We start from the raw sequence: 23,637 nt of genomic DNA, 5'->3' as shown, positions 1-23,637 counted from the left end.
ACGAAAGCGTGATTGTACACCGCTGCCCGAGCACACACGAGTGAAGCCGTTACGCTTGGCCGTTCACCACCGTGGGCACTTAATGGGTTTCAAGCCCTGGCCATACAGGCCGGGTACCTTTACGCTGGGCCAGCAGGATCGCCCGGCACAGCGGGCACAGGCGGGTATCGCGGAAAATCTTCTTTTGCACCCCGAACCAGCGTGGCTGCGCGGGCAACAGGCCCCCGCACAGGGTACGATCGGCGGACCCTGCCAGCTCCAATTGCCGGGCGGCCAAGTGCACGCGCACTTGCTGGCAGGCGAAAAGGTCGAGTTGTTCATCAGGTTCTATCAATTGGTAATGGTGCAAGGACCAGGCGGGTCGTGGCATTGCGGGCTCCAGGCGGGGGCGCAACCTTAGCCGAAAGGCCGCCCGGAGAAAAGGGTTAGAGCAAGGGTTGCAACGCCGGCCAGACATTATCGAGCAGGCGCCCCTGGGCGCTCTGGTTCGGGTGTATGCCGTCAGCTTGCATCAGCGCTGGCGTGCCGCCCACGCCTTCGAGCATGAAAGGCACCCACGCCACCTGCTTATCCTGCGCCAAGTTGCCATACACTTGAGCAAAGGCCTGGGTGTAGCGCGCGCCATAATTGGGCGGCAGGCGCATGCCCAGCAGCAATACCTTGGCGCCCACGGCGCGAGAGGCATCGATCATCTGCGCAAGGTTTTGTTGCAATTGCATAGGCGGCTGCCCACGCAGGCCATCGTTGCCTCCCAGCTCAAGCACCACAAGCTTCGGCTTATACTGTGTCAGCAGCGCTGGCAGCCGCGCTTGGGCGTTGGCACTGGTGTCACCGGTGACCGACGCATTGACCACCGTATCGCCCTCGCCCTGTTGTGCCAGGCGCCGCTGCAACAGCGCTACCCAGCCAGCGGAGGTATCCAGCCCGAAACCGGCGCTGATACTATCGCCCAGGATCAACACCGTTCCGGCCGCGGCCCCTTGTGCCATCGCCAACAGCAGCACGCCGGCCACCCCATTCCACATTCGCATTCGGACTCTCCATGGGCGCAAGCATTCTCACAGCGCGCAACCTTAGCAAAGCGGTTCCCGGCACGGAAGGCGAGTTGACCATCCTGCACCCGCTGTCGCTGGAACTGGCCGCTGGCGACAGCTTGGCCATCGTCGGCGCCTCCGGGTCCGGCAAATCCACCCTGCTCGGCCTATTGGCCGGCCTCGACCTGCCCAGCACCGGCGAGGTTAGCCTGGCCGGCCACGGGCTGGCCAGCCTCGATGAAGACCGCCGGGCTCAGGTACGGGCCGAACACGTCGGTTTCGTGTTCCAGTCGTTCCAATTGCTGGACAGCTTGAACGCCTTGGAAAACGTGATGCTGCCCATGGAACTGCACGGCCGTGCAGACGCCCGCGAGCAAGCCCGCCTGTTGCTCGGCCGGGTGGGGCTAGGGCACCGCCTAGGGCACTGGCCACGCCAGCTTTCCGGGGGTGAGCAGCAGCGCGTGGCGATCGCCCGAGCGTTCGCCGCCGAGCCGTCGGTGCTGTTCGCCGACGAGCCTACCGGCAATCTCGACAGCCAAACCGGTGAGCGCATCAGTGATTTGTTGTTCGAACTCAACCGGGAACGGGGCACCACCCTGGTGCTGGTCACCCACGATGAACGCTTGGCCCAGCGCTGCCGCCGCCAGATTCGCCTGGATGCTGGCCGCCTGGTGCCGCCGCTGGAGCCTTGATGAACGGCCTACCCTTGCTGCGCTTGTGCAGCCTGGCGCTGCGCCAAGTGGTGCGTGATGCCCGCGCCGGTGAACTGCGCGTGTTGTTTTTCGCCCTGGTGATCGCTGTGGCCTGCAGCAGCGCCATCGGCTATTTTGGCGCGCGCCTGAACGCTGCCATGGCCTTGCGCGCCAGCGAGTTCCTGGCCGCCGACCTAGTGCTGCAAGGCACCACCGAAGCACGGCCGGAGCAACTGCGCCAAGGCCAGGCGCTGGGCCTGGCCCACGCCAAAACGGTCGAATTCACCAGCGTGGCAGCCACGGATGCGAGCATCCAGCTCTCAAGCATCAAGGCGGTCGAGGCGCCCTACCCCCTGCGCGGCCAGCTAAAAAGTAGCGCTGAACCCTACGGGGCCGAGCAAGCCGGCGGCTTGCCAGGCGCCGGCGAAGCCTGGGTAGAACCGCGGCTGCTGGCAGCGCTGAACGTGAAGGTGGGCGGCAACCTCGATATCGGCACGAAAACGCTGCGCATCAGCCGCGTGCTGACCTACGAGCCCGACCGCGCCGCCGATTTCTACAGCCTCATCCCGCGGGTGCTGATGAACCTCGCTGACCTTGCTGCCACCGGCATCCTGCAACCGGGCAGCCGGGTCAGCTTTCGAGACTTGTGGCGCGGGGCACCGGCGCTGATCGCGCAGTACCGAGAACAAGTCCAGGGCAGCCTTGCGCCCAACCAGCGCCTGCTCGACAGCCACGATGGCAACCGCCAGGTCGGGGGTGCGCTGGGCAAGGCCGAGAGTTACCTGAACCTGGCCAGCTTGGTGGCGGTGATGCTCGCCGGGGTGGCGGTGGCCTTGTCGGCCAACCGCTACGCTGCCCGCCGCTTTGATACCAGCGCCCTGTTGCGGTGCCTGGGCCTGTCACGTCTCGACACGTTGCTATTGTTCAGCCTGCAGTTAACCCTGGTGGGGCTCGCCGCCAGCCTGGCCGGCGCGCTAATGGGCTGGCTCAGCCAGTTCGCCTTGTTCGCATTGCTTCATGGGCTGCTGCCGGCTTCGATCCCCAGCGCAGGCCCGGCGCCGGCCCTGGCCGGCGTGGGCACAGGCCTCGCCGCGCTGGCCGGCTTCGCCTTGCCGCCGCTGATGGCGTTGGGCCGGGTGCCGCCTTTGCGGGTGCTGCGCCGTGACCTTTTACCGGCGCCTGCCGCCAGCTGGGCGGTGTACGGCACCGCCGTGCTGGCGGTGGGGCTGATCATGTGGCGGCTAAGCCTCGACCTGCGCCTGACCCTGGCCCTCCTGGCCGGGGGGGTGGTCGCCGCGTTGGTGCTGGGCGCGCTGTTGGTCGGGGTACTGCGTCGCCTACGCGGAGCCTTGGCTAACGCCCCCTTGCCGTGGCGCCTTGGTCTGGGCCAACTGTTGCGCCACCCCACCGCTGCGGCCGGGCAGGCGTTGGCCTTTGGCCTGATACTCTTCGCCATGGCCCTGGTGGTGCTGCTGCGCACTGAACTGCTCGATACCTGGCAACAGCAGTTGCCCAAGGAGGCACCTAATTACTTCGCCGTGAACATTCTGCCGGGCGAGCGCGACGCCTTCGCCCAGCAGCTTGGCGCCGATGGCGCACGTGCTTCGCCGCTGTACCCGGTAGTGCCGGGCCGCCTGACCCATATCGATGGCCAACCGGTCGCCGACCGGGTCAGCGCCGGGTCGCGCGGCGAACGTGCCACCCAGCGCGACTTGAGCCTGACCTGGGCGGCGGAGCTGCCCGCCGGCAACCAGATCACCGCCGGGCAATGGTGGCAGCCGACCATTGCCGGCGAACTGCCGGGCGTGTCGGTGGAGGGCGAATTGGCGCAAAGCCTAGGGCTCACTATTGGCAGCACACTCACGTTCAACGTCGGCGGGGTAGTACGCGACGCCCGCATCACCAGCCTGCGAAGCATCCACTGGGATAACTTCCAGCCCAACTTTTTTATCATTTTCCAACCCGGGACGCTGCAAGACCTACCCGCCACTTACTTAGGCAGCTTCTACCTGGCCCCGGGCAACGACGCACGCATTGTCGCGTTGTCGAGGGCGTTCCCCGCCACCACGCTGTTGCAGGTCGACGCGGTGCTGGCACAGTTGCGCAGCATTTTGGCGCAGGTCACGCTGGCGGTGCAGTTCGTGTTGCTGTTCGTGCTGGCTGCCGGCGTGGCGGTGTTGTTTGCCGGCTTGCAGGCGACCCTTGACGAGCGTATCCGGCAAGGCGCGCTGTTACGCGCCCTTGGCGCGGCGCGGCCACTGTTGGTCAGCGCGCGGCGTATCGAGTTCGCCGTGCTCGGCGCCGCCAGCGGCGGCGTCGCGGCGTTGGCTACAGAGGCGGCGAGTTGGGCGCTGTACCGTTTCGCGTTGCAACTGCCGTGGGCACCGCACCCATGGCTGTTGCTACTGCCACTGGCCGGTGCCGCGCTGGTCGGGCTGGCCGGCATGCTGGGCACCTGCCGTGCACTGGCTGCCAGCCCCCTGGCGGTGCTGCGCGAGGCATGACGCTCAAGGCGCCGGCGGGTGAACCACCGCCGGCACCGGCTCGAAGCCCAGTACCGAAATGCGGTAAGGCTCGAAGATTTTTTCGAGCTCGCCGTTTTCTTCCAATTGTTTGAGATAAAGCGCGAACTGTTCGCCACTGATCGGCGCGCCCGGGCGCAGCAACGCGTAGTGGTGGTACACCTGATCGATGCGCTCAGACACCAAGTAATCGCCAGCGATTTCTGGATTGCGGCGTAGGTAATCGCTCAGGTACGAACGGGTGACCAAGGCGATGTCAGTGCGGCCGCGCAATACCATTTGCAAGTTGCTGTCGTGCGAGTACGTCACGGTGGCGTGCCAGTCCCGGGCCAACCTTTGCGGGTCTGCCTCAAACTGCGCGAACGCGTAGTGGTAACCGCTGAACAACGCCAAGCGCTTGCCGGTGAGGTCAGCGAAATAGCGTTGGTCGCGGCCTGACTCACGCCGGGCGACGAACACTTCGGCATCTTCGAGGCGCATATCGACACTTACGTGGGGGATGCCCTGCCAGCCCCATGCCGGGTTCTCGAAAATAGCCATGTCGGTGCGCCCTTGGGCGAAGTCCTGGAAGCGCCGTGGGATGGACGTGGGCACCAGCACGAAACGATACGTGCTTTGGAGGCGGTTCAACGCGGCGGCCAGTTCCGGCAGCAGCCCGAAGTCCTCGCCGTTTTCCGGGCGCACCGTATAAGGAGGAAAGTGGGCAGCGCCAATACGCACATCTTGTTGCGCCCTTACCGGGTTGGCCAGGGCCGAAAGCAATGCTCCAAGCAGCAGGGCCCGCAAAGGCATGCACATCACGAATACCACTGTTAGGGAACGTATACATAAGCTAGGGGGTTTTGAGTACGCAAGCAATATCAAGCAGGTAACCCACTGCGATTCAGGAACCTTTGCCGTTCGGCTAGGCTCTAGAGAGGTGTCTGCAGTTCGTCAGCGTTGTTGTGTGGCACCGTGACATGGCGCGGCATAACAGGGCTGTCGCGAGGGATAGCAGCGCAGGCCGGCAGCAAAAGGCCCCGTCAAAATTGTGCAGCTAACTTCTGAGGCACCACACTAAGCGGTTGTAGCCCATGACGGATCTGGAGCCCACATGAAGCCGCACTGGCTGGTGATCGACCTGGAGGCCACCACCGATGACGGCGGTTGGCCGGTCGCGGAGATGGAAATCATCGAGATCGGCGCCTGCATGGTCGACCACGATGGCCACGAACTGGATCACTTCCAGCGCTTCGTCAAACCCGCGCGGCGCCCGCAGCTTACCCCCTTCTGCCGGCAACTGACGCATATTCGGCAAACGGACATCGACAGCGCTCACGCAATGGGCCAGGTGTGGCCACAATTCGAACGTTGGCTACAGCGCTTCGGCCAGGGCCTTCAGGGCTGGGTCAGTTGGGGCGACTACGACCGCCAACAGTTGCTGTTGGCCTGGGCTGAGTACCAATTGGTCTCCTGCTTGGCCCAGATCCCCCATGTGAACCTCAAGCAACGCTTTGCCAAGGCCCGCCATCTACAGCGCCCCACCGGGCTGAACGGTGCGCTGCAACTGGCCGGGCTGCAGTTCAACGGCACCCCGCATCGCGCATTGATCGATGCCCGCAACACCGCACGGCTGTTGCCATTGGCGCTACCCTTCCCAAACAAAAGCGGATGACGGCGTTTCGCCACTTGGGCATACTGGCCCCCTTTTTTGCCCCTTTAAGCGCGAGGAAATGCCATGTTTAAAGTCAATGAGTACTTCGACGGCACAGTGAAATCCATTGCCTTCAGCACTGCCCAGGGCCCAGCGACCCTCGGCGTGATGGCACCCGGCGAATACGAGTTCGGCACCGCGCAAAAAGAGATCATGCAGGTGATCAGCGGCGAGTTGGTGGTGAAGCTGCCCGACAGCGCCGGCTGGGAAACCTTTAGCGCGGGCAGCCAGTTCAGCGTGCCCGCCAATAGCAAGTTCCAGCTCAAGGTTGCCAGCGATACCGCCTACCTGTGCGAGTATCGCTGACCAGGGGGCCATTCAACCCCGCGGGGGGAACCGATGCCAGCGGTGCCGAATCAACCTTGTTACGTCCCCGCCGTACTCAAGGAGGCTTCCGCCATGACCACGCATATCGTGCACTTCACCGGGCCGATCAATTCGGCCACCTGTGGTGAGCTGATCGAACATTGCACGCGCGCCGTGCGCGACGGCGCCCACCAGTTGCTGGTCAACATCGCCACCATGGGCGGCGAGTGCAGTTATGGCTTTGCCATATATAACTTCCTGACCACGCTGCCCATCCCGGTCGACACCCATAACCTGGGCACGGTCGAGTCGATGGGCAACATCATTTACCTGGCTGGCCGCCACCGCACAGCGTGCAGGCACAGTAAATTCCTCTTCCACCCTTTTCATTGGACACTCAACGGCGCTGTGGACCATGCACGCATGGCCGAGTATGCGATGAGCCTGGACCATGATTTAGCCCTGTACGATCGTATCGTGCGCGAACGCACCCTCGGCGCGGCCGAGCCGCTGGACATCCCCACCTACCTGCGCGCCGCCCCGCGCATCCTGGAGCCGGAAGAAGGCCTGCGCTGCGGGCTGGTGCATGCCGTGGAGGAGCTGGCGCTGCCGGTCGACAGCATCAGCCATGGCGTGCACCTCTAATAACCTCCTGTTGGCCGGCAAAGCACCGTGAAGCGCCCTAGCAACGCGATGGCACGCAGCGCCAACATGGCCCGGAGCAACAGGCACCGCTAACAGGGTGCGGCTTGTCCGGGATACCCCGCTAGGCCAATTCTCGGCGAATCACCCGCTGCAGTTCATCAAGGTCGAACGGTTTGGCGAGGATCGGCGCACGGTGGGCAATGGGGTGGCTACAATCGAGGATTTCCGCGGGGTAACCACTGATAAACACCACTTTAAGGTCCGGCCGCAGCTTCACAGCCGGGTCGGCGATATCGACGCCGGAAATCCCGCCGGGTAGGCGAAAGTCGGTGACCATGAGGTCCAGGTGCGGCTTGCTGGCGAGAATTTCGAACGCCTGGGTACCGTTTTCGGCTTGTAGTACGTGGTATCCCTCGCCCAGCAGGTAATCGGTGAGAACCCGCAAAATCACCGGTTCGTCCTCGACCACCAGGACCACGTCTTGTGCATCTCCACTCATGGTGTTGCCTATGTTCTGTCTATCGGGCTGCTCATGTGACCGTGGGCCGTGTCAGAGGTTGCGCGCCAACGGCAGCAGTACGCTGAACAACGCGCCCTCCCCCGGTGCACTCTGGACCTCGATCCGCCCGCCATGGGCAGAGACGATCTGCTCGGAAATGTACAACCCTAGCCCGAGGCCTGCCACGCCAGGGCGTGATGATACCCGTTCGAACTGGCCGAAGATGCGCTTTTGGTCGTCTTTGCTGATACCCACGCCAAAATCACGAACATCGAGGCGGCCCAAGCCCTCATGCTCGCACACGCCGACTTCGATCGGGCTTTTGCCGCCATAGCGCAAGGCGTTGGTCAACAGGTTGGCCACCACCTGCTCGAGGCGGAACTCATCCCATTCGCCCACCAGCGCCTGCTCGCAGCTAAAGCGTATTTGCGTTCCAGCGGCTTGTACCTGCGGTATGAAGCGCTCCACGGCACTGCCTACCAATTGCCCCAGGTCAACGCGGCTGGGTTGGATCGACAACTTGCCGGTGCGAATGCGTGACACATCGAGCATGTCGTCGATCAAGCGGATCAAGCTCTGGATTTGCCGTTCATCACGGCTGACCATGGCTTTCATCTTTTCAAGGGTAAAAGCGTCGGCATTGCTTTTGGCCAAGTGCAACTTGCGCAACTGTGTTTCCAGGATCAAACCATTAAGCGGGGTACGCACCTCGTGGGAAACGATCGACATGAAATCGTCGCGCATACGCACGGCATGCTCAAGCTCGGCCTGCGCGACCTGCAGCCGGCGCACCAGGATTTCCTGTTCCTGGCGGCTGCGCTCCAACGCCTCAAGCTGTTCCTTAAGCACCTTGCGCTGCCGGTAGAGGTCAACGAACACATTCACTTTGCTCTTCACCGCCAGGGGGTCGAGCGGCTTTTGCAGAAAGTCCACCGCGCCACTTTCGTATCCATGGAAGGCGTAGTTCATTTCGCGCCCGGCGGCGCTGACGAACACGATCGGAATATGCTTGGTTTTTTCCGTACTGCGCATCAGCTCTGCCAGCTCGAAGCCGTTCATGCCGGGCATTTGTACGTCAAGAATGGCCAGGGCGAACTCATGCTGCAGCAGCAGCGACAGTGCCTCGTCCGCCGAGCGCGCCTGGAACACTGCATGATCGGCCTGGCGGATCAACGCGTCGAGCGCGAGCAAGTTCTCTGGCAGGTCATCCACGATCAACAGTTTGGCTTGTATCTGACTTAGCATGCGCTCGTATCCAATTCGGCCAGCAACCTGGCAAGGCCCGCGATGGGCAAAATATAATCAGGGCGCATCAGCGCCAACGCCGCTTCGGGCATTATTGCAATGCGCGCTTGGGCAGGGTCCTGCACCAGCGTCAGGCCGCCGCACTGTTGTACGCTGACAAGGCCTTTGGCCCCATCCTCATTGGCGCCGGTCAGCAGTACGCCGACCAACCCCTTACCGTAGGCATCGGCGGCCGACTCGAACAGCACATCGATCGATGGCCTTGAATAATGCACACGGTCTTCCTGGCTCAGGGAAAAGGTAAAATCGCGCTCCACCGACAGGTGGTAACTGGGCCCGGCCACGTAGATGATTCCCGGCTCGATCGGCGCTTTATCCTGGCCCTCGCGCACCATCCGCCCCAGCCGCCGCTCGAACACTTGGGCCAACTGGCTATGGCGGCCGTCGGGCAAGTGCAGCACGGTCATGATCGGCAGGGCGAAATGGCTGGGCAAGGCGCCGAACAGTCCCAGCAAGGCCTCGACGCCCCCAGCCGATGCCCCAACGACCACTGCCTGGTAGCGGTTCATAATTTACGATAAATCCGTTCCGGTTTGCTCAACGTCTCAAACGCATCGCTGTAAGCAGAAAAATCCAGGGTTTCCTTACTGCCCAGCATTAAAAAACCGCGGTGCGATAACGAGTCGTGAAACAGACCAAACGCGCGGTCCTGAAGTTTCCGGTTGAAATAAATCAATACGTTGCGGCACGACACCAGCTGAGTTTCCGAGAACACGCTGTCGGTGGCCAGGCTGTGATCGGCGAAGGTCACGTTGCGCCGCAGGCGGCTGTCCATGATGGCGTGTTCGTAACCGGCGGTGTAGTAATCACTGAACGCACTTTGCCCCCCTGCCAGTTGGTAATTGCGGGTATAAGCGCGGATATTCTCAAGCGAATAAATACCTTGCTTGGCCCGTTCCAACGAGGTGGGGTTGATGTCGGTGGCGTAGATCATGGTGCGGTCCAGCAGGCCTTCCTCATGCAACATAATGGCCATCGAGTACACCTCCTCGCCGGTGCTGCAACCGGCAACCCACACCTTTAGCGAGGGGTAGGTCTTCAGCAGCGGCACCACTTCGCGGCGCAACGCCAAAAAGTGCTCAGGGTCGCGAAACATCTCGCTCACCGGGATGGTGAGGTATTGCAGCAGTTGCATGAACATCGCCGGCTCGTATAGCACGCGCTCCTGTAACGCCGATACCGTACGGCAGTCGAACTGATGCAGGGCGTGCTGGATTCGGCGCTTGATCGAGGCCCCGGAATAGTCACGAAAATCGTAGCTGTATTTGAGGTAGATCGCTTCGATCAATAGGCGAATCTCGATGTCGGTGGTGTGCTCCACTCGCGCTTCATGGCCAGCCCCCAGGTCGGCCGTTTGCTCAGATGACACTCAAATTCGCTCCAACTGTGGCAACCACACGCGTATCAGGGAAAACAGCCGGTCCAGGTCGATCGGTTTTGCCAAATAATCGTTGGCCCCGGCGTTCAGGCAGCGCTCCTGATCATCCTTCATCGCCTTGGCGGTGACCGCGATGATCGGCAGCTTGCGAAAGCGCGGGTCCTTGCGGATTTCCCGCGTGGCTTCGAAACCGTCCATTTCCGGCATCATCACGTCCATCAGCACCAAATCGATATCGCCCATTGCGTTCAGCCGCTCGATCGCCTCCAAGCCATTGCGCCCGATTTCGACCTTCGCCCCCTTGTGCTCCAAGGCACTGGTGAGGGCAAAAATATTGCGAACGTCATCATCGACGACCAGGATCTTACGGCCTTCGAACACCTTGTCGCGGCTGCGAGCGGTTTTTAGCATGCGCTGCCGTTCATTCGACAACTGCGCTTCAACTTTGTGCAAAAAGAGTGTGACCTCATCCAGTAGCCGTTCCGGTGAACGTGCCCCCTTGATGATGATCGAACGGGAGTACTTGCGCAGCTCGGCTTCTTCTTCGCGGGTGAGGTTGCGCCCGGTGTACACGATAACCGGTGGGAACGCTCGAATCTCTTCGGTGCTCATGCGCTTGAGCAATTCGCCGCCGAGCATGTCGGGCAGCTTCAAGTCGATGATCATGCAGTCGTAGACATGCTCGCGCAACAGCTCCAGCGCTTCATGGGCAAAGCCCACCGCAGTGATTTCGATATCGTCGTCGCCGATCAGCAGGGCAATGCTATCGCGCTGCAGGTCGTCATCCTCCACCAGCAAGATACGCTTGAGCTTCTGCGTCAGCTTCGCCTCCAGGCGGCCGAATACTGCCTTGAGTTCGTCGCGGGTAGTGGGTTTTACCGCATAACCGACCGCGCCCATGTGCATGGCCGCCTCTATGCGATCTTCCACCGAGATCACGTGCACTGGCAGGTGCCGGGTGTCGGGATTTTCTTTCAAACGTTGCAGCACCGTCAGGCCGGAATGGTCCGGCAGGCGCATGTCGAGCAACACGGCATCAGGCCCGAACTGTACCGCCAGATCGAAACCTTCGTCAGCGGCATGCGCCACCAAGCAGCGGTAGCCGAGTTCATGGGCCAAATCGAACAAGATGCGGGCGAAGCTCGGTTCGTCTTCTATCACCAAGATGCAGCGGCGTTCGGCATCGGGAAGGTCACGGTCGTCGGCGAAGCGTGGCAATGCTGCCAACGCGGTAGCCGCTGGCAACACTTCAGGCACCGGCGCAGGGGGCAGCAAGGCCGCCGGCGGGGCGGCAGGCAACGGTTCATCTTCGCCGCCCTGCTCATAATGCTCAGGCAGCACCAGGGTAAACACACTGCCCTGGCCCACCACACTGCTGACGCTGATATACCCTCCCAATAGCGTGGCCAGGTCGCGCGAAATCGACAAGCCCAGGCCGGTACCGCCGTAGCGGCGGCTGGTGGTGCCATCGGCCTGGCGGAACGCTTCGAAAATCACCTGCTGCTGTTCGGGGGCGATCCCGATGCCCGAGTCGCGCACGGCGAACGCCAGCCCCTCGCTGGCTTGTGGGCCAATAGCCAGGCTGACCATGCCTTTGTCGGTGAACTTAAGCGCGTTGGATAACAAATTCTTGAGTATCTGTTCCAGGCGCTGGCGATCACTGAACATCGTGGCCGGCGTCGCGGGGTCTATGTGCACCTCGAACCCCAGCCCCTTGTCGGCGGCCATCGGCGCGAAGGTCAGGCGCAGGCTTTCCGCCAGGCGCATCACCGACAGCGTTTCTGGGCGCACATCGAGCTTGCCCGCTTCAACTTTGGAAATGTCGAGGATGTCATTGATCAGGTTCAGCAGGTCGTTGCCGGCCGAGTAAATGGACTCGGCATATTTGACTTGATCAGGCGAAAGGTTGCCGCCGGTGTTTTCGGCCAACAACTTGGAAAGAATCAGCGAACTGTTCAATGGGGTGCGCAGCTCGTGCGACATGTTCGCCAGGAACTCAGACTTGTAACGGCTGGAGCGCTGCAACTCCTCGGCGCGGGTGGCCAGTTCCTGCTGCGCTTCTTTTAGCTCATCGCGCTGGTCGGCCAGCGCCTCGGTGCGATCAGCCAATTGCTGGTTGGTTTGTTCCAGCTCGGCCTGCTGCGTTTCGAGGTGTATCTGCGACTCCTTGAGTACCCGGGATTGTTCTTCGAGTTCTTCGTTGGCAGTCTTAAGCTCCTCTTGCTGAACCTGCAGCTCTTCATTGAGTTGTTGGGTTTCGGTCAGCACCTCCTGCAGGCGTTGGCGGTAACGCGCCGCTTCCAGCGAGGTGCCGATGTTCTCGGCCACCCGCTCCAAGAACTCGATATCGCGCTCGCTCAACGGGCGCAAAAAGCCCAGCTCGACCACCCCATTGACCTGGCCATCGTTGCGCGACGGCAACACCGCGACGCTATGCGGCAAGCCTTCACCCAAGCCGGAGGCCACCTGGGTAAAATAGCCGGTCGGCAGGTTGTCCAGGCGCGCCACGTGGCCCAGCGCTGCTGTTTCGCCGACCACCCCTTCGCCAGCTTTGATGTATTGCCCGCGGCTCGTCTGCTGTTCAGAAAACCCCAATGTGGCGATGCGGCGCAAGTTGCCTTGCTCGTCGCGCAGGTAAGCCGCTGCCACCGCGACGCCCAGGTAACGGGCAAAAAAGCGCAATACGTTTTCGCCTAGCTGTTGCACGGTCAACTGCCCCAGCACCTCTTCGGCCAGTTGGTTCTGGCCATTGCGTAGCCAGGCTTGATGCTCCAGGCGCTCCGCGCTGCGCTGCTGTGCATCGAGGTTTGCCCCATACTGGCGCGACAGCGTCATCAGGTCGCGCCGGCCTAGGTAGGCCAGCAACCCGCTCAGCGATACGATGAAGGCAAGGTAAATAACCACCGAGGCGTAGGTAGTGCGGGTGACCTCCTCACTGCGCGCGACACGCAACTGTTGCTCCATGGCGATCAAAGCGGTGAATTCATCGCGAATGGCATCGGTCAGGCGCTTACCGCGCCCCGCGCTGATAGGCGCGATGTAGTCCTGTTGTTGGCGGCGCAAGTTGATGATCTCATCGGCCACCCGGATCCACTCGCCTTCCAGGGCGGTGATGCGGGTTAACCGGTCGACCTGCTCGGCGTTGTCGCTCACCGACTCCTGCATAGCTTTGAGTTGGCCCTGAATACGTGGCTTGGCCACCGCATAGGGGTCTAGAAACCGCTCTTCGCCCGTGAGCAGAAACCCCCGCATGCCGGTTTCCATGTCCACCGAGAGCCGCAGCGCCTCATTGGCGTTGTTGATCACCCGGTCGGTGTGGTCAACCCAGCTTATAACCGACATCAAATAGGCCAGGATCAAGCCGAACACGACGACGCTCAGTACACCGACGCCCAGCGGCAGGCTCACATTGCGCACGAGCAGCTTGCGGAAGCTTTCTTCATCTTTCGGGGTAGTGTGGGGCATGTCCATTGGCCTGGGTCAAAGACGGAAATCGGATTTTGCCGTAAATCTGACCAACAGAAGAGAAATTTCCTACACGTTAGACAGAAAAATCTTATTCATGCTACTGATTTCACGTAGGATATGGCTTACAAAAGGTAATTTTTCGCCACAGATACATTGCTTTTTTTCTACAATGTTTGTAGGAAAGAAGGAACTTGTTTTATCCAACGCGCACAGATTACCGGGAAGGGCACCCTGCCCCGTTCCATTGCCGACCCAGGACCCTACCCCCCATGCCAGATGCCGCGCCACGCTCCATCCTGCTGGTCGAAGATGACCCCATCGTGCGCATGCTGATGGTCGATGTGCTCGAAGACGCGGGGCACCACGTGATCGAAGCGGACGGCTGGGACACCGCCATTGCGGTACTCGCCAACCCGGCGCAGGCGGTGGCGTTGTTGATCACCGATGTGGGCCTGGGCGGCACCCCCGACCGCGACGGGTTGGGCTTGGCCCGCGAAGCGTTGCGGCTGCGCGAGGGCTTGCCGGTACTGGTCGCCAGCGGCTATGTGGGGCCGGGAGGCGGTACTGGCGAGGCGCTGGATATCCCGCCCGGTGCCGAACAGATCGGCAAACCGTTCTCTATCGACCAATTGCGCGACAAAGTTCAAGGCTTGCTCGCCTGAGCCATGGCTGCGCCGTTGAAGGTACTGGTGATTGGCTACACCTGGCCGGAACCAGCGGCCACCGCGGCCGGCGGACACATGATGCAACTGTTGCGGGTATTCCAGCAGCAAGGCTGGCCCATCACCTTCGCCAGCCCCGCGCAAAGCGGGCAGCACCGGCTAGACCTCGCTGCCCTGGGCATCGACCAGGTGCCGATTGCCTTGAACTGCAGCAGCTTCGATCGCTTTATCGCCCAGCTACAACCAGACCTTGTAGTGTTCGACCGTTTCCTCATCGAGGAACAGTTCGGCTGGCGCGTGCAACAGCACTGCCCGCAGGCCGTACGGGTGCTGGAAACCTCCGATTTGCACAGCCTGCGCCAGGCGCGCCAGCAACGGCTGAACGCCCTGCTCAAGCAAAACCCGAGCACACCCGGGCTGTTTCAACACAGCGCTACCGAACTTTACGAGGCGATGGCCGGGCAAACCCTAACGTTGCGCGAGGTGGGCGCCATCCTGCGCTGCGACCTGTCGCTGATGATTTCCAGCGCCGAAGTGGCATTGTTGCAGCAAGGGTTTGGTATTCCGCCATCGCTGCTGCATCACTGCCCATTCATGGTAGAGCCGCTACCAGCCCCCACGCGTACCTTTGCCGAACGGCGCGACTTCGTGACCGTCGGTAATTTCCGCCATGGGCCGAACTGGGATGCCGTGCTCTGGCTCAAGCAGGCGATCTGGCCTGCCATCCGCGCGCGCCTACCGGGGGCGCGGATGCAGATCTATGGCGCTTATACGCCTGCCAAGGCCAGTGCCCTGCACAACCCGGAGCAAGGTTTTCATATTAATGGCTGGGCCGAAGACGCACTGCATGTTATGCAACGCGCACGGGTACTGCTGGCGCCGCTGCGCTTCGGTGCCGGCATCAAGGGCAAGCTGCTCGAAGCGATGCAGTGCGGCACACCGAGCGTGACCACCCCAATCGGGGCCGAAGGCATGGGCGACCCTTGGCCCGGTGCCGTAGCGGGCAATGCCGGCGAATTCGCCACAGTGGCGGTCGCGCTGTATCAAGATCCCGTGCGCTGGGCTGGGGCCCAGGCGCGCGGCTTCACGCTGCTGGGCCAAGCGTATGGCTATGCCACCCATGCCGCCGCGCTGGCGGGCCGCCTGCACGCGTTGCGAAGCGACTTGGCCGGCGAGCGGCGCCGTAACTTCACCGGCGCCTTGCTGCGCCACCACCTGCATCAAAGCACGCGCTACATGGCGCAATGGATCGAAGCCAAGCGTGAAAGATCGTAAAATTTTCACACGCCGTTGGATCCAGCCACTATTCAGATCTACACTCGCTTCACATAACTTTTACTCCAGGCTTTTTGTACAAGCCCTGTAGAATCCACATTGGAGCGCAGACATGAACGATTTGACGGGCAACCCCCTCTTCGATACACCAGTCATGCGCAAGCTGACGCAGGTGCTGGGAAGCCTCAAACCCGCTCAACGCAAGGTGGGTGAATTCATCCTGCGCAACCCGCTGCGGGCCGCCATGCTCAGCATCAGCGAAATTGGCCGAGAAAGCGATACGTCGCCAGCAGCGGTGAACCGGCTGGGCAATTACCTGGGCATGAACGGCTTCACCGGCTTGCGCATGGCGCTGGTCAACCATCTGCTCGCGGTGGTTTCTCCCCATTTGTTGTTGAACCAGCAGGAGCAAAACCCGCAGTTCTCTCTGGCACGGCACCTGCGGCAAATGCATGCCGGTTCCGTACATGTGAGCCAGCACAATGCCGAACATGTGTTCGAAGCCGCGGTACGAGCGCTGTGCGATGCCGATCGTTTGTTCATCCTCGGCGGTAGCCGTTGCCACCCACTGGCGCAAATCGTTGAACAGCAGATGATCCCCTACAACCCGGCCTGCCTGGCCATTTCGCTCGATGGCGGGGTCGAGCTGGCGGCGCGCCGGGTGTCCCTTTTGCATACCGGCGACACCGTGGTGGTCATGAGCCTACCTCCCTACAACCATTACGCCATCACCTTGGCAATAGTGGCCCGTGAAGCGGGGGCCGCGGTGGTGGCGCTGACCGACTCACCAGCCTCACCCCTGGAGGGCAGCCATACTCTGTATGCGCCCGATGACCTTCCGGCCAGTGGCCAAAGCCTGGCGCCGGCCTTTGCGCTGGTCGATGCGCTAATGGCCGGCGTGCGGGCCAGGCTCGAACACGAACCCGCTTCCCCGTTCATTGCCGAACACGGCCAGCCATTGAACCGAGAGCCCTACCGCACCGCCTGATAGCGTGGCAAGGGCTTGGACAACCGGGCCTGGCAGTGGTTATGCTCAACGCCCGGCACCACGCACAACCGGCCGCCCATGAACCGTAACCCGCGCACCACCGACCCCTCCTATGAGTTGATGGACGACCATGAGGGCATGTCGATCATTTATCGCCAGCATGGCTTCCCGTGCCCACTGGTACGCTGGCATTTCCATAAAGAGTACGAACTGCACTTGATCGTCGCCAGCGCTGGCAAGGTATTCGTGGGCGACTACATCGGTAATTTCAACCCGGGCAGTTTGTTTCTCACCGGGCCCAACCTGCCGCATAACTGGATCAGCCAGGTTGCCGAAAACGAAGTGGTGCCGCGGCGCGACATGCTGGTGAACTTCACCGATGAACTGTTCGACGGCGCCAGCCAGGTGTTCAGCGAACTCAAGTCATTGGCCCCCATGCTGGACCGCGCCAATTATGGCGTCGAGTTCCGCGACCGCTCGTTGATCCAGCAAGCCGCCGGCTTGATGCAACGCATCGAAGACAGCCGTGGCAGCACGCGCTTGGGTTGGTTCCTGATCTTGATGGAGTTGCTCGCCGGCAGCGACGACTACCAACTGCTCTCGGCCACTAGCGCGGGGCAGTTGGCCGACGACAGCAATGTCGAGCGCACCAACCGCGCGGTGGACTACATTTTTACCCACTATGGCCGTGAATTGCCGCTGGAGGAGGTCGCCGAACACCTGAGCATGAAGCCGACGTATTTCTCCCGCGTGTTCAAACAGGCGACCGGCCGCTGTTTCGTTGAGTTCGTCAACCGCCTGCGGATCAGCAAATCCTGCGAGTTGCTCGCCGAAAGCGACCGCCCGATCACCGACGTGTGCTTCGCCTCCGGCTTCAATAACATCTCTAATTTCAACCGGCGCTTCCAGCAGCTCAAGGGCATGACCCCATCAGATTACCGGCGCTTGGCACTGCAGCGGCTGACTGAACAGAACCACCGCGCGTAAGTACGCTTTGGGCTACGCTGTACCCATAGCCTCTGGCGCGGTTGCTGCCAGGGTTGATACGAAAAGCCGACCGGCAAACCTTAGCCGGGTGTGGATGCCGGTCACCGTACCCAGGCGGTTTTCATTCAGCCCTTCGCCCTCGCTGTCGCGCGCTGGCCGCAGCCCCAAGGGAGATGAACATGAAAAGCCTAAGAGAAATCCTCAGCCTGCCCCCGCTTTTCGCCGGGTTTGGCGCCGCCGCGCAAGCCTACGACAAAGGCCGCCCCGATTACCCGAATGAAATCGACGGCTGGCTGCGCCAAACCCTGCAGGTCAAACCGCCGCGTACCGTGGTGTTGGACCTGGGTTCGGGTACCGGTAAATTCACCCAGCGTTTGCTTGGCGCCCATGCTGATGTGATCGCCGTGGAACCTGAGCTGCACATGCGCGAAAAATTCAGCCGGCGCTGCCCAGAGGTACGCCTGCTCGAAGGCCAAGCCGAAGCCATTCCCCTACCGGCGGCGAGCGTGGACGTGGTGGTATGCGCGCAGTCGTTCCACCTGTTCGCCAACCCTGAAGCATTGACCGAAATCCACCGTGTGCTCAAGCCGGGCGGGCGCTTGGGCCTGGTGTGGAACCTGCGGGACATTCAGGTGGATTGGGTGGCGCAACTGGCAGCGATCGTGCAGCGCTATGCCGGCGACTACCCGCGCTATTACAGCGGTGAATGGCGCACGGTGCTGGGTCGCCACTATACCGGCAAGTATGCGCCCTTGGTCGAGAAGCATTGGCACCATGGGCATACCGGTGCGCCGGAGGATGTGATTGTGCGGCGCATCAAGTCGATCAGCTTTATCGCCAACCTGCCCAGCGCCGACCAAGCCCGCATCCTCGACGAGGTACGTACCCTGATCGCCACCCACCCAGACCTGGCCGGTAAGGAGCAGGTTACTGTGCCCTACGATACGGTGGCGATGCACACGGTCAAGATCCTGCCCTGATAAGCCCTTCGGCGTACACCTTATGGCCACCTTATCTCGGCACCTGAAGCGCCCGTTCGACGTAATCCAATGTGCGCGCACCATCGATGGCCGCCCGCCAGGTCTATCCCGAGCGGATCTTGGCCGGGTGCTGTTGAGCGAGACGTCGGCGAACCCGCGATGGATGCCATCAGGCAGCTGTTCGAGCGCCTGGCCAGGGGTTCGAACCAGGCCACGGGTTGTACTTGCTCCGCCCAGAAACCGGCCGAGGTTGGTAATGGAACGGGCGTGGGTATCAGCGTAGTGCATGGGCGCAACGCCCTGTCGTTATGGTTCAGGGCGCGGCCGACGGTAGCCGCTGGTGGCGCCAGTGCCAGGGAACATCGGCTATCATGGCGCCCCCCTTTGCAAGGCTTGCCCCATGGACACCCTCGAACGCCTGGAGGCCGGCGACCTCGCCGGCGCTACCCGCCTGGATCTAGCCTGCGGCCTCAGGCACTTTCCCCAAGCCGCCTATGGCCTGGCCGAAACCCTTGAGGTGCTCAACCTAAGCGGCAATGCGCTCAGCGACTTGCCCCATGATCTGCACCGGTTCAAACGGCTCAAGGTGGTGTTCTGCTCGAACAATGCCTTTACTCATTTGCCCGAAGCTTTGGGTGGCTGCCCACAGCTACAAATGGTCGGCTTCAAAGCCAACCGGATCACCCGGGTGCCGGCCAGCGCCCTGCCTGCCCGTTTACGTTGGTTGATCCTCACCGACAACCAGCTCAGCACACTGCCCAGTGCACTGGGCGAACGGGCATCGCTGCAAAAGTTGATGCTGGCCGGCAACCGATTGGCCGAACTGCCGCAAAGCCTGGCGCAATGCGAGCGCCTGGAATTGCTGCGTATCGCCAGCAACCGCTTGGCGGCCCTGCCCGGTTGGCTCACTGAGCTGCCGGCGCTGGCCTGGCTGGCGTATGCGGGCAACCCGCTACTGCCGGCGGCGCTGTGCCGCCCCGCGCGCTTGCCGGCGCATACCACGTTGGCTTGGGGCCGTTTGGCCTTGGGCGCGCGCTTAGGTGAAGGGGCTAGCGGCGAGATCGTCCAGGCGCGCCTGGATGGCGCGTTACCGGTGGCGGTCAAACTGTATAAAGGCCAAGTCACCAGCGACGGCTCACCGCTCGATGAAATGGCCGCGAGCCTGGCGGCCGGCCAGCACCCTGCATTGATCCCGCTACGCGGGCAACTGCAGGGGCACCCCGAAGGGCGCGAAGGGCTGGTCATGGACCTGGTAGACCGTGCCTTCGTTAACCTTGCCGCGCCACCGAGCCTGGCCAGTTGCAGCCGTGACGTTTACCCACCCGGGCTGGCGCTGGGCCCGGCCGAAGCCCTGCGCATTGCCAAGCAGGTGGCCTCGCTTGGGGCGCACTTGCACGCACGTGGCATCATGCATGGCGACCTGTATGCCCATAACCTGCTATGGCGCCCCGGTGGCGACTGCCTGCTGGGGGATTTCGGCGCGGCATCGTTCCACGCCGGCGACGGCGGCCCCCAGGCACAAGCCCTCGAACGCTTGGAAGTCCGCGCCTTCGGGATCTTGCTCGGCGAGTTGCTGCACTGCAGTGGCGAACGTGCTGAGCACCTCAAGCGCTTGGCCGTTGCGTGCATCGGTGCACCGGCGCAGCGCCCACGGTTCATCCAATTGGCCGATGCCCTAGGCGGCTGACCACCGCTGCAGCGCGTGCGCCGCCCGCGCCGCCGCGTGCTCATCGGCCCACGCCCGCCAACGCTGCGGTTGCAGTAGCCGCGCTTCGGCCAGCAGCGCCGGCCACTGCTCAGGGGCCGGCCAGCCGCCTTCCAGGCCCAGGGCTACGCCCAATTGCGCCAGCCGCCGGGCTTGCCAGCGCTGTTCATCGAAAGGGCGAGCCTCGGCCACGGCGATATAGCGGCAACCCAGCGCGGCCGCTTCGCTGACCAGGCTGTCGCTGGCGCTGCCCACCACCACTTCGGCCCGCTGCATGGCCGCAGCGGGGTCCGCCTGCACGCCGAGCCAGTGTAGGTTGGCTGCGGGCCGGCCCGGCGCCAAGGCACCGGCCACTTCAAAATGCCATTGCGGGCATACCCGGGCTACCGCTTCCAGCAAGGCGGCATTCAGCCCCGTACCGCCGTGGCCGCAGATCACCAACACTCGATAAGGCTGCACAGTAGCCATTGCGCGGCCGTTGTAACGGGACAACCAACCGCTGTACAGCGTCTTGCCGCGCCACGGGTCCTCGGCCAGCGCCATCGCCTTCGGGTAAGGCGCCAGCAGCCCGCGCGCCGTTGCATAGGCCAGGCAGTGTGCGGCATCGCCCCGCTCGCCGTGCTGGCGCATGTATACCGTAGGCACCGAGCACAGCCTCGCCAACAGGGCGACCTCCACCGACACATCGACCACCAGCAAGCATGGCCAATGCTGGTCGAACCACTGAGCCAGGCGGGCCATGCGCTGGCGTAGCCCCGGTACGGCCAGCGGCGCATAATGCAGCACGTCGAAGCGCTCGGCCTGCATGCCGTCGCAGGTATCAGCCGGCAACTCCAGGGCGCTCACGTGGGCGGGCCACGGCCCCTCGGGCAAGCGGGAGCCAATCAAGCTGACCGGCCCGTTCAGCGCTGTGGCGATGGCCAATGCGCGCGCACCGTGGCCGGCGCCATGGTGGTGGACGTAATAACCGATCGTCACCTCAGGCATCGGCTGCCGCCCATAACAACTGCTCATAGGCCCCGAGCATGCGCTGCTGGCACCACTGCGCTTCGGCACGGGCACGGCAAGCGCTGCGTGAACGGTGCCGGGCGAGCAACAACGCCTCGGCCAGGGCGGGCACGTCATCCGGCGGTGCCAGCGCGCCGGTGTGCTCATCGATCAAGTCGGCCATCGCCCCACGAGCGAAGGCCGCCACCGGCGTGCCGCAGGCCATGGCCTCGGCCACCACCAAACCGAATGGCTCTTCCCAACACGGCGTGACTAAGGCCACCGAGGCTTGGCGCAATTGCGCCCGCACCGCGTCGCGGCCCAAGTGCCCGAGGTAGTCCACGCCTTCGCCCAAGCGCGGCGCGATCTGCTCGTTAAAGTAGTGAGTGTCCGGCGCCTGCCCGGCCAAGCGCAACGCCACCCCCGCCAACCGTGCGGCGTCTATGGCCAGATGCGTGCCCTTATCGGGCACAATGCGGCCAAACCAGAATGCATGGGTGCCGACGCAACCGCCGGGGTGCCAGGCGTTCAGGTCGATACCATTGGGCACTACCGCGCAGTCCGGCAACAGGCCGTGCCAGGCGCGAGCATTGGCGGCCGAGATCGTCGCGAAATGGCCACGGCGGCGCGGGGCCTTCAGGGCGTTGACCAACTCGAAAAACGGCGGGGTATGCAGCACGGTCAGCATGGGCGTGCGAACCAGCGAGGCCATGGTCACGGGCACGTAGTGCAGGCTGTTGTTGAAAATTACGTCGAAGCCATGGGCGTCGATGCCCTGCATCACCTCAAGGTACGCATGGTGCTCGGCCACGTAGGTACTGCTCAAGCTGGGGTGGCGGCAATCATCCTGGCTGGGCATCGGCACCAGGTTCAGGGTTGCGTCGCTGCCTTGGTGGGCGAACAGGGTTACCGCGTGCCCCCGCTCGCGCAGCCCGCGCACCGCGTCAAACGTGAACGCTTCCAGGCCGCCAGCGAACGGCTGGCGCACGGGAAATTTGATGTGTGTTAATACGCCAATCCGTAGTGGTTGCACGTTACCCTCCTGGTCCATAGCTATGAGGGGCCCGCGAGGCGAGTTGGTTCCGTTTAGTGTGGTGTCTTGGATGCTCGCACGCGCATCTGGTGAATATTGCTGCGGGGGTAACGCGCCGTGACAGCAAAAGGCACCGTCGAATGGGTACCGCCCACTTCTGAGGCATCACACTGGAAACACTCGCGCATACGTGTAACCTGCGAACCACGGCGGGCGCGATGGGCCGGTGGCACGGCGACCTGAAGCTGGCCGCCTGAACGTGCCCTTTCCATGGTCTGATGAACGAACGATTATGTCTTCGAAGAAAACCGGCATCCGCGCCCAACAAGCCGACGACACCCGTGCAAGAATCCTCACCGCCGCCACCCAGGTGTTCGCCGAAGACGGGTTCAGTGGTGGCCGCATCGAAAAAATCTCGCGCCGGGCGCGCTCCAACGACCGGATGATCTACTACTACTTCACCAGCAAAGAACAGTTGTTCATCCGTGTGCTGGAGCAGGTATACGCCGAGTTCAACCAAGCCGAGTCTGCCCAGCGCTTCGACCTTAGCTCACCGCTTAGCGCCCTTGATCAATTGGTGGGGTTCGTCTGGGGCTACTATGGCCAACACCCGGAGTTCGTGAGCCTGCTCAACACCGAGAACCTGCACCAGGGCTGCCATGCGCGGCAAATCGAGAACATCACCCGGCTCTCGGGTGAAGCGCTGGGCAACCTGGCCCCGATCATTCGCGCTGGCCAAGCCAGCGGGCAGTTCCGCCAGGACGTGAACACCACCCACACGTACTTGTTGATTGCCTCGCTGTGCTACTTCTACCACTCCAACCTGCACACCCTCACCGCCTTCCTGGGCCAGGACCTGGCCGGGCGCCCGGCCCAGGACGGGTGGCTGGAGTACATCAAGGATCAGGTACGGCGTGGGCTATTGGCCTAGTGCGGTGCGTCGAGGCTCGTACCAGCCTTGACGCGTGGGTTTTGCTGCTGGGCAAGGCGCCGTGACGAGCCATAGCCGGGCTATGGCGCGCAGCGGCGCAGCGGCACGGCGGCACGGCGGCACGGCGGCAAAAGTATGGCAAAAACGGTGCAGCCAGCTTCTCTAATACCCCATTAGCGCTCAATGGCTACCCGGGTTGGCCCGCAACCACGCCACTTGGCGGGTAAGCTCCGGCCAGGCGGGCTTGTCGGCGGCAAAGTGGCTGCGCAAGTAGGCCACCAGGTCGGCCACCTGGCGGTCGCTCAGGCTGTGCTTGAAGGCCGGCATGTAGCCCAACCCGGCCGTGGCGGGGTTGCCGATGCCCTGCAGGATCACCTGGATCAGGTTGTCGGGGCGATCGCTGTGCACATTGCTGTTCACCGCCATGGCCGGGCTTACCCCAAACAATTGCGGGCCACCGTCTGCGGCGCTGTGGCAGGCCTGGCAGGCACCTTCGAACACTCGCTGGCCGGCGGCAACCGCCGCAGCACCCACCACGGGTGGGCGG

At 62.8% G+C, this 23,637-nt stretch carries 23 protein-coding genes; 12 read left to right on the top strand and 11 right to left on the bottom strand.

The features are described 5' to 3' along the window. Positions 1-79: 79 nt before the first annotated feature. Entirely contained in the window at positions 80-370 is a 291-nt protein-coding gene (locus HAQ05_RS21190) for a hypothetical protein (protein ID WP_190424235.1), read from the bottom strand. Positions 371-425: 55 nt separating this feature from the next. After that, on the bottom strand, positions 426-1,031 hold the full coding sequence (locus HAQ05_RS21185; protein WP_190424233.1) for an arylesterase: 606 nt from the start codon (positions 1,029-1,031) through the stop codon (positions 426-428). Between the two features lie 11 nt (positions 1,032-1,042). On the opposite strand from HAQ05_RS21185, the gene HAQ05_RS21180 reads away from it, so the two are divergent. Together HAQ05_RS21180 and HAQ05_RS21175 are read left to right on the top strand one after the other, a co-directional pair. Then, the gene (locus HAQ05_RS21180) at positions 1,043-1,726 is read left to right on the top strand and encodes an ABC transporter ATP-binding protein (RefSeq protein ID WP_190424231.1); all 684 of its coding nucleotides are present in this window, start codon (positions 1,043-1,045) and stop codon (positions 1,724-1,726) included. Continuing rightward, entirely contained in the window at positions 1,726-4,230 is a 2,505-nt protein-coding gene (locus HAQ05_RS21175; RefSeq protein WP_190424229.1) for an ABC transporter permease, read from the top strand. Before HAQ05_RS21180 ends, HAQ05_RS21175 begins: the two co-directional genes overlap by 1 nt. A 3-nt stretch (positions 4,231-4,233) precedes the next feature. Here HAQ05_RS21175 and HAQ05_RS21170 read toward each other — a convergent pair whose 3' ends face one another. Continuing rightward, positions 4,234-5,040: a substrate-binding periplasmic protein gene (locus tag HAQ05_RS21170; protein ID WP_238935200.1), complete on the bottom strand. Its 807-nt coding sequence runs from the start codon at positions 5,038-5,040 to the stop codon at positions 4,234-4,236. Between the two features lie 301 nt (positions 5,041-5,341). On the opposite strand from HAQ05_RS21170, the gene HAQ05_RS21165 reads away from it, so the two are divergent. From HAQ05_RS21165 to HAQ05_RS21155, 3 genes are all read left to right on the top strand, one after another. Then, entirely contained in the window at positions 5,342-5,902 is a 561-nt protein-coding gene (locus HAQ05_RS21165) for a 3'-5' exonuclease (RefSeq protein ID WP_190424225.1), read from the top strand. 63 nt (positions 5,903-5,965) lie between these two features. Next, positions 5,966-6,247 (top strand): pyrimidine/purine nucleoside phosphorylase, encoded by a 282-nt coding sequence (gene ppnP, locus HAQ05_RS21160; protein WP_190424223.1) that lies wholly within the window; start codon positions 5,966-5,968, stop codon positions 6,245-6,247. A gap of 93 nt (positions 6,248-6,340) precedes the next feature. After that, complete coding sequence (locus HAQ05_RS21155; RefSeq protein ID WP_190424222.1) at positions 6,341-6,892, top strand: ATP-dependent Clp protease proteolytic subunit; 552 nt, start codon at positions 6,341-6,343, stop codon at positions 6,890-6,892. Between the two features lie 121 nt (positions 6,893-7,013). Here the strand turns inward: HAQ05_RS21155 and HAQ05_RS21150 are convergent, their stop codons facing one another. From HAQ05_RS21150 to HAQ05_RS21130, 5 genes are read right to left on the bottom strand one after another with little or no spacing between them, the layout of a single operon-like run. Next, positions 7,014-7,391, bottom strand: coding sequence for a response regulator (locus tag HAQ05_RS21150; protein ID WP_190424220.1), 378 nt, complete (start codon positions 7,389-7,391; stop codon positions 7,014-7,016). 51 nt (positions 7,392-7,442) lie between these two features. Continuing rightward, a complete protein-coding gene (locus HAQ05_RS21145; RefSeq protein ID WP_190424218.1) occupies positions 7,443-8,636 on the bottom strand; it encodes a hybrid sensor histidine kinase/response regulator in 1,194 nt (397 codons plus the stop codon). Beyond that, a complete protein-coding gene (locus tag HAQ05_RS21140; RefSeq protein ID WP_190424216.1) occupies positions 8,630-9,205 on the bottom strand; it encodes a chemotaxis protein CheB in 576 nt (191 codons plus the stop codon). The genes HAQ05_RS21145 and HAQ05_RS21140 overlap by 7 nt, the downstream gene beginning before the upstream one ends. Beyond that, positions 9,202-10,017, bottom strand: coding sequence for a CheR family methyltransferase (locus HAQ05_RS21135; RefSeq protein ID WP_190424299.1), 816 nt, complete (start codon positions 10,015-10,017; stop codon positions 9,202-9,204). Before HAQ05_RS21135 ends, HAQ05_RS21140 begins: the two co-directional genes overlap by 4 nt. 48 nt (positions 10,018-10,065) lie before the next feature. Beyond that, complete coding sequence (locus HAQ05_RS21130; protein ID WP_190424214.1) at positions 10,066-13,539, bottom strand: response regulator; 3,474 nt, start codon at positions 13,537-13,539, stop codon at positions 10,066-10,068. Between the two features lie 272 nt (positions 13,540-13,811). Between HAQ05_RS21130 and HAQ05_RS21125 the strand changes: the two genes are divergently transcribed. The 6 genes from HAQ05_RS21125 to HAQ05_RS21100 all read left to right on the top strand — a co-directional run bounded on the left by HAQ05_RS21125 (position 13,812) and on the right by HAQ05_RS21100 (position 20,121). Continuing rightward, a complete protein-coding gene (locus HAQ05_RS21125) occupies positions 13,812-14,204 on the top strand; it encodes a response regulator (RefSeq protein WP_190424212.1) in 393 nt (130 codons plus the stop codon). 3 nt (positions 14,205-14,207) lie between these two features. Beyond that, on the top strand, positions 14,208-15,479 hold the full coding sequence (locus HAQ05_RS21120; RefSeq protein WP_190424210.1) for a glycosyltransferase: 1,272 nt from the start codon (positions 14,208-14,210) through the stop codon (positions 15,477-15,479). A 112-nt stretch (positions 15,480-15,591) separates the two neighbouring features. Further along, positions 15,592-16,467 carry a MurR/RpiR family transcriptional regulator gene (locus tag HAQ05_RS21115; RefSeq protein ID WP_190424208.1) on the top strand — a complete coding sequence of 292 codons (876 nt, stop codon included), beginning with the start codon at positions 15,592-15,594 and terminating at the stop codon, positions 16,465-16,467. Positions 16,468-16,545: 78 nt separating this feature from the next. Beyond that, positions 16,546-17,454: an AraC family transcriptional regulator gene (locus tag HAQ05_RS21110; RefSeq protein ID WP_190424206.1), complete on the top strand. Its 909-nt coding sequence runs from the start codon at positions 16,546-16,548 to the stop codon at positions 17,452-17,454. 179 nt (positions 17,455-17,633) lie between these two features. Continuing rightward, positions 17,634-18,434 carry a class I SAM-dependent methyltransferase gene (locus HAQ05_RS21105; protein ID WP_190424205.1) on the top strand — a complete coding sequence of 267 codons (801 nt, stop codon included), beginning with the start codon at positions 17,634-17,636 and terminating at the stop codon, positions 18,432-18,434. A 400-nt stretch (positions 18,435-18,834) separates the two neighbouring features. Then, the gene (locus HAQ05_RS21100) at positions 18,835-20,121 is read left to right on the top strand and encodes a leucine-rich repeat-containing protein kinase family protein (RefSeq protein WP_190424203.1); all 1,287 of its coding nucleotides are present in this window, start codon (positions 18,835-18,837) and stop codon (positions 20,119-20,121) included. Here the strand turns inward: HAQ05_RS21100 and HAQ05_RS21095 are convergent. Next, positions 20,110-21,126, bottom strand: coding sequence for a hypothetical protein (locus HAQ05_RS21095; RefSeq protein WP_238935199.1), 1,017 nt, complete (start codon positions 21,124-21,126; stop codon positions 20,110-20,112). The two genes, HAQ05_RS21100 and HAQ05_RS21095, sit on opposite strands and share 12 nt — an antisense overlap. Further along, on the bottom strand, positions 21,119-22,159 hold the full coding sequence (locus HAQ05_RS21090) for a glycosyltransferase (protein ID WP_338050268.1): 1,041 nt from the start codon (positions 22,157-22,159) through the stop codon (positions 21,119-21,121). The genes HAQ05_RS21095 and HAQ05_RS21090 overlap by 8 nt, the downstream gene beginning before the upstream one ends. Positions 22,160-22,451: 292 nt before the next feature. Here HAQ05_RS21090 and HAQ05_RS21085 point away from each other — a divergent pair, with 292 nt between their 5' ends. Beyond that, positions 22,452-23,090: a TetR family transcriptional regulator gene (locus HAQ05_RS21085; protein WP_190424197.1), complete on the top strand. Its 639-nt coding sequence runs from the start codon at positions 22,452-22,454 to the stop codon at positions 23,088-23,090. Between the two features lie 180 nt (positions 23,091-23,270). On the opposite strand, the gene HAQ05_RS21080 is transcribed toward HAQ05_RS21085, so the two are convergent. Continuing rightward, positions 23,271-23,637, bottom strand: a 367-nt coding sequence (locus tag HAQ05_RS21080; RefSeq protein ID WP_190424195.1) for a c-type cytochrome, incomplete at its 5' end; no start/stop codon positions are given.

The sequence above is a fragment of the Pseudomonas typographi genome (assembly GCF_014694385.1).
Taxonomy (GTDB): Bacteria; Pseudomonadota; Gammaproteobacteria; order Pseudomonadales; family Pseudomonadaceae; genus Aquipseudomonas; species Aquipseudomonas typographi.
The sequence above is the reverse complement of the archived record's forward strand: the minus strand, read 5'-3'. Positions and strand labels throughout refer to the sequence as shown.

Bases quoted from the DNA above. Each gene is read 5' to 3' on its own strand.
- HAQ05_RS21190 (WP_190424235.1), bottom strand. From the start codon at position 370: ATGCCACGACCCGCCTGGTCCTTGCACCATTACCAATTGATAGAACCT.
- HAQ05_RS21185 (WP_190424233.1), bottom strand. From the start codon at position 1,031: ATGCGAATGTGGAATGGGGTGGCCGGCGTGCTGCTGTTGGCGATGGCA.
- HAQ05_RS21180 (WP_190424231.1), top strand. From the start codon at position 1,043: ATGGGCGCAAGCATTCTCACAGCGCGCAACCTTAGCAAAGCGGTTCCC.
- HAQ05_RS21175 (WP_190424229.1), top strand. From the start codon at position 1,726: ATGAACGGCCTACCCTTGCTGCGCTTGTGCAGCCTGGCGCTGCGCCAA.
- HAQ05_RS21170 (WP_238935200.1), bottom strand. From the start codon at position 5,040: ATGCCTTTGCGGGCCCTGCTGCTTGGAGCATTGCTTTCGGCCCTGGCC.
- HAQ05_RS21165 (WP_190424225.1), top strand. From the start codon at position 5,342: ATGAAGCCGCACTGGCTGGTGATCGACCTGGAGGCCACCACCGATGAC.
- ppnP (WP_190424223.1), top strand. From the start codon at position 5,966: ATGTTTAAAGTCAATGAGTACTTCGACGGCACAGTGAAATCCATTGCC.
- HAQ05_RS21155 (WP_190424222.1), top strand. From the start codon at position 6,341: ATGACCACGCATATCGTGCACTTCACCGGGCCGATCAATTCGGCCACC.
- HAQ05_RS21150 (WP_190424220.1), bottom strand. From the start codon at position 7,391: ATGAGTGGAGATGCACAAGACGTGGTCCTGGTGGTCGAGGACGAACCG.
- HAQ05_RS21145 (WP_190424218.1), bottom strand. From the start codon at position 8,636: ATGCTAAGTCAGATACAAGCCAAACTGTTGATCGTGGATGACCTGCCA.
- HAQ05_RS21140 (WP_190424216.1), bottom strand. From the start codon at position 9,205: ATGAACCGCTACCAGGCAGTGGTCGTTGGGGCATCGGCTGGGGGCGTC.
- HAQ05_RS21130 (WP_190424214.1), bottom strand. From the start codon at position 13,539: ATGCCCCACACTACCCCGAAAGATGAAGAAAGCTTCCGCAAGCTGCTC.
- HAQ05_RS21125 (WP_190424212.1), top strand. From the start codon at position 13,812: ATGCCAGATGCCGCGCCACGCTCCATCCTGCTGGTCGAAGATGACCCC.
- HAQ05_RS21120 (WP_190424210.1), top strand. From the start codon at position 14,208: ATGGCTGCGCCGTTGAAGGTACTGGTGATTGGCTACACCTGGCCGGAA.
- HAQ05_RS21115 (WP_190424208.1), top strand. From the start codon at position 15,592: ATGAACGATTTGACGGGCAACCCCCTCTTCGATACACCAGTCATGCGC.
- HAQ05_RS21110 (WP_190424206.1), top strand. From the start codon at position 16,546: ATGAACCGTAACCCGCGCACCACCGACCCCTCCTATGAGTTGATGGAC.
- HAQ05_RS21105 (WP_190424205.1), top strand. From the start codon at position 17,634: ATGAAAAGCCTAAGAGAAATCCTCAGCCTGCCCCCGCTTTTCGCCGGG.
- HAQ05_RS21100 (WP_190424203.1), top strand. From the start codon at position 18,835: ATGGACACCCTCGAACGCCTGGAGGCCGGCGACCTCGCCGGCGCTACC.
- HAQ05_RS21095 (WP_238935199.1), bottom strand. From the start codon at position 21,126: ATGCCTGAGGTGACGATCGGTTATTACGTCCACCACCATGGCGCCGGC.
- HAQ05_RS21085 (WP_190424197.1), top strand. From the start codon at position 22,452: ATGTCTTCGAAGAAAACCGGCATCCGCGCCCAACAAGCCGACGACACC.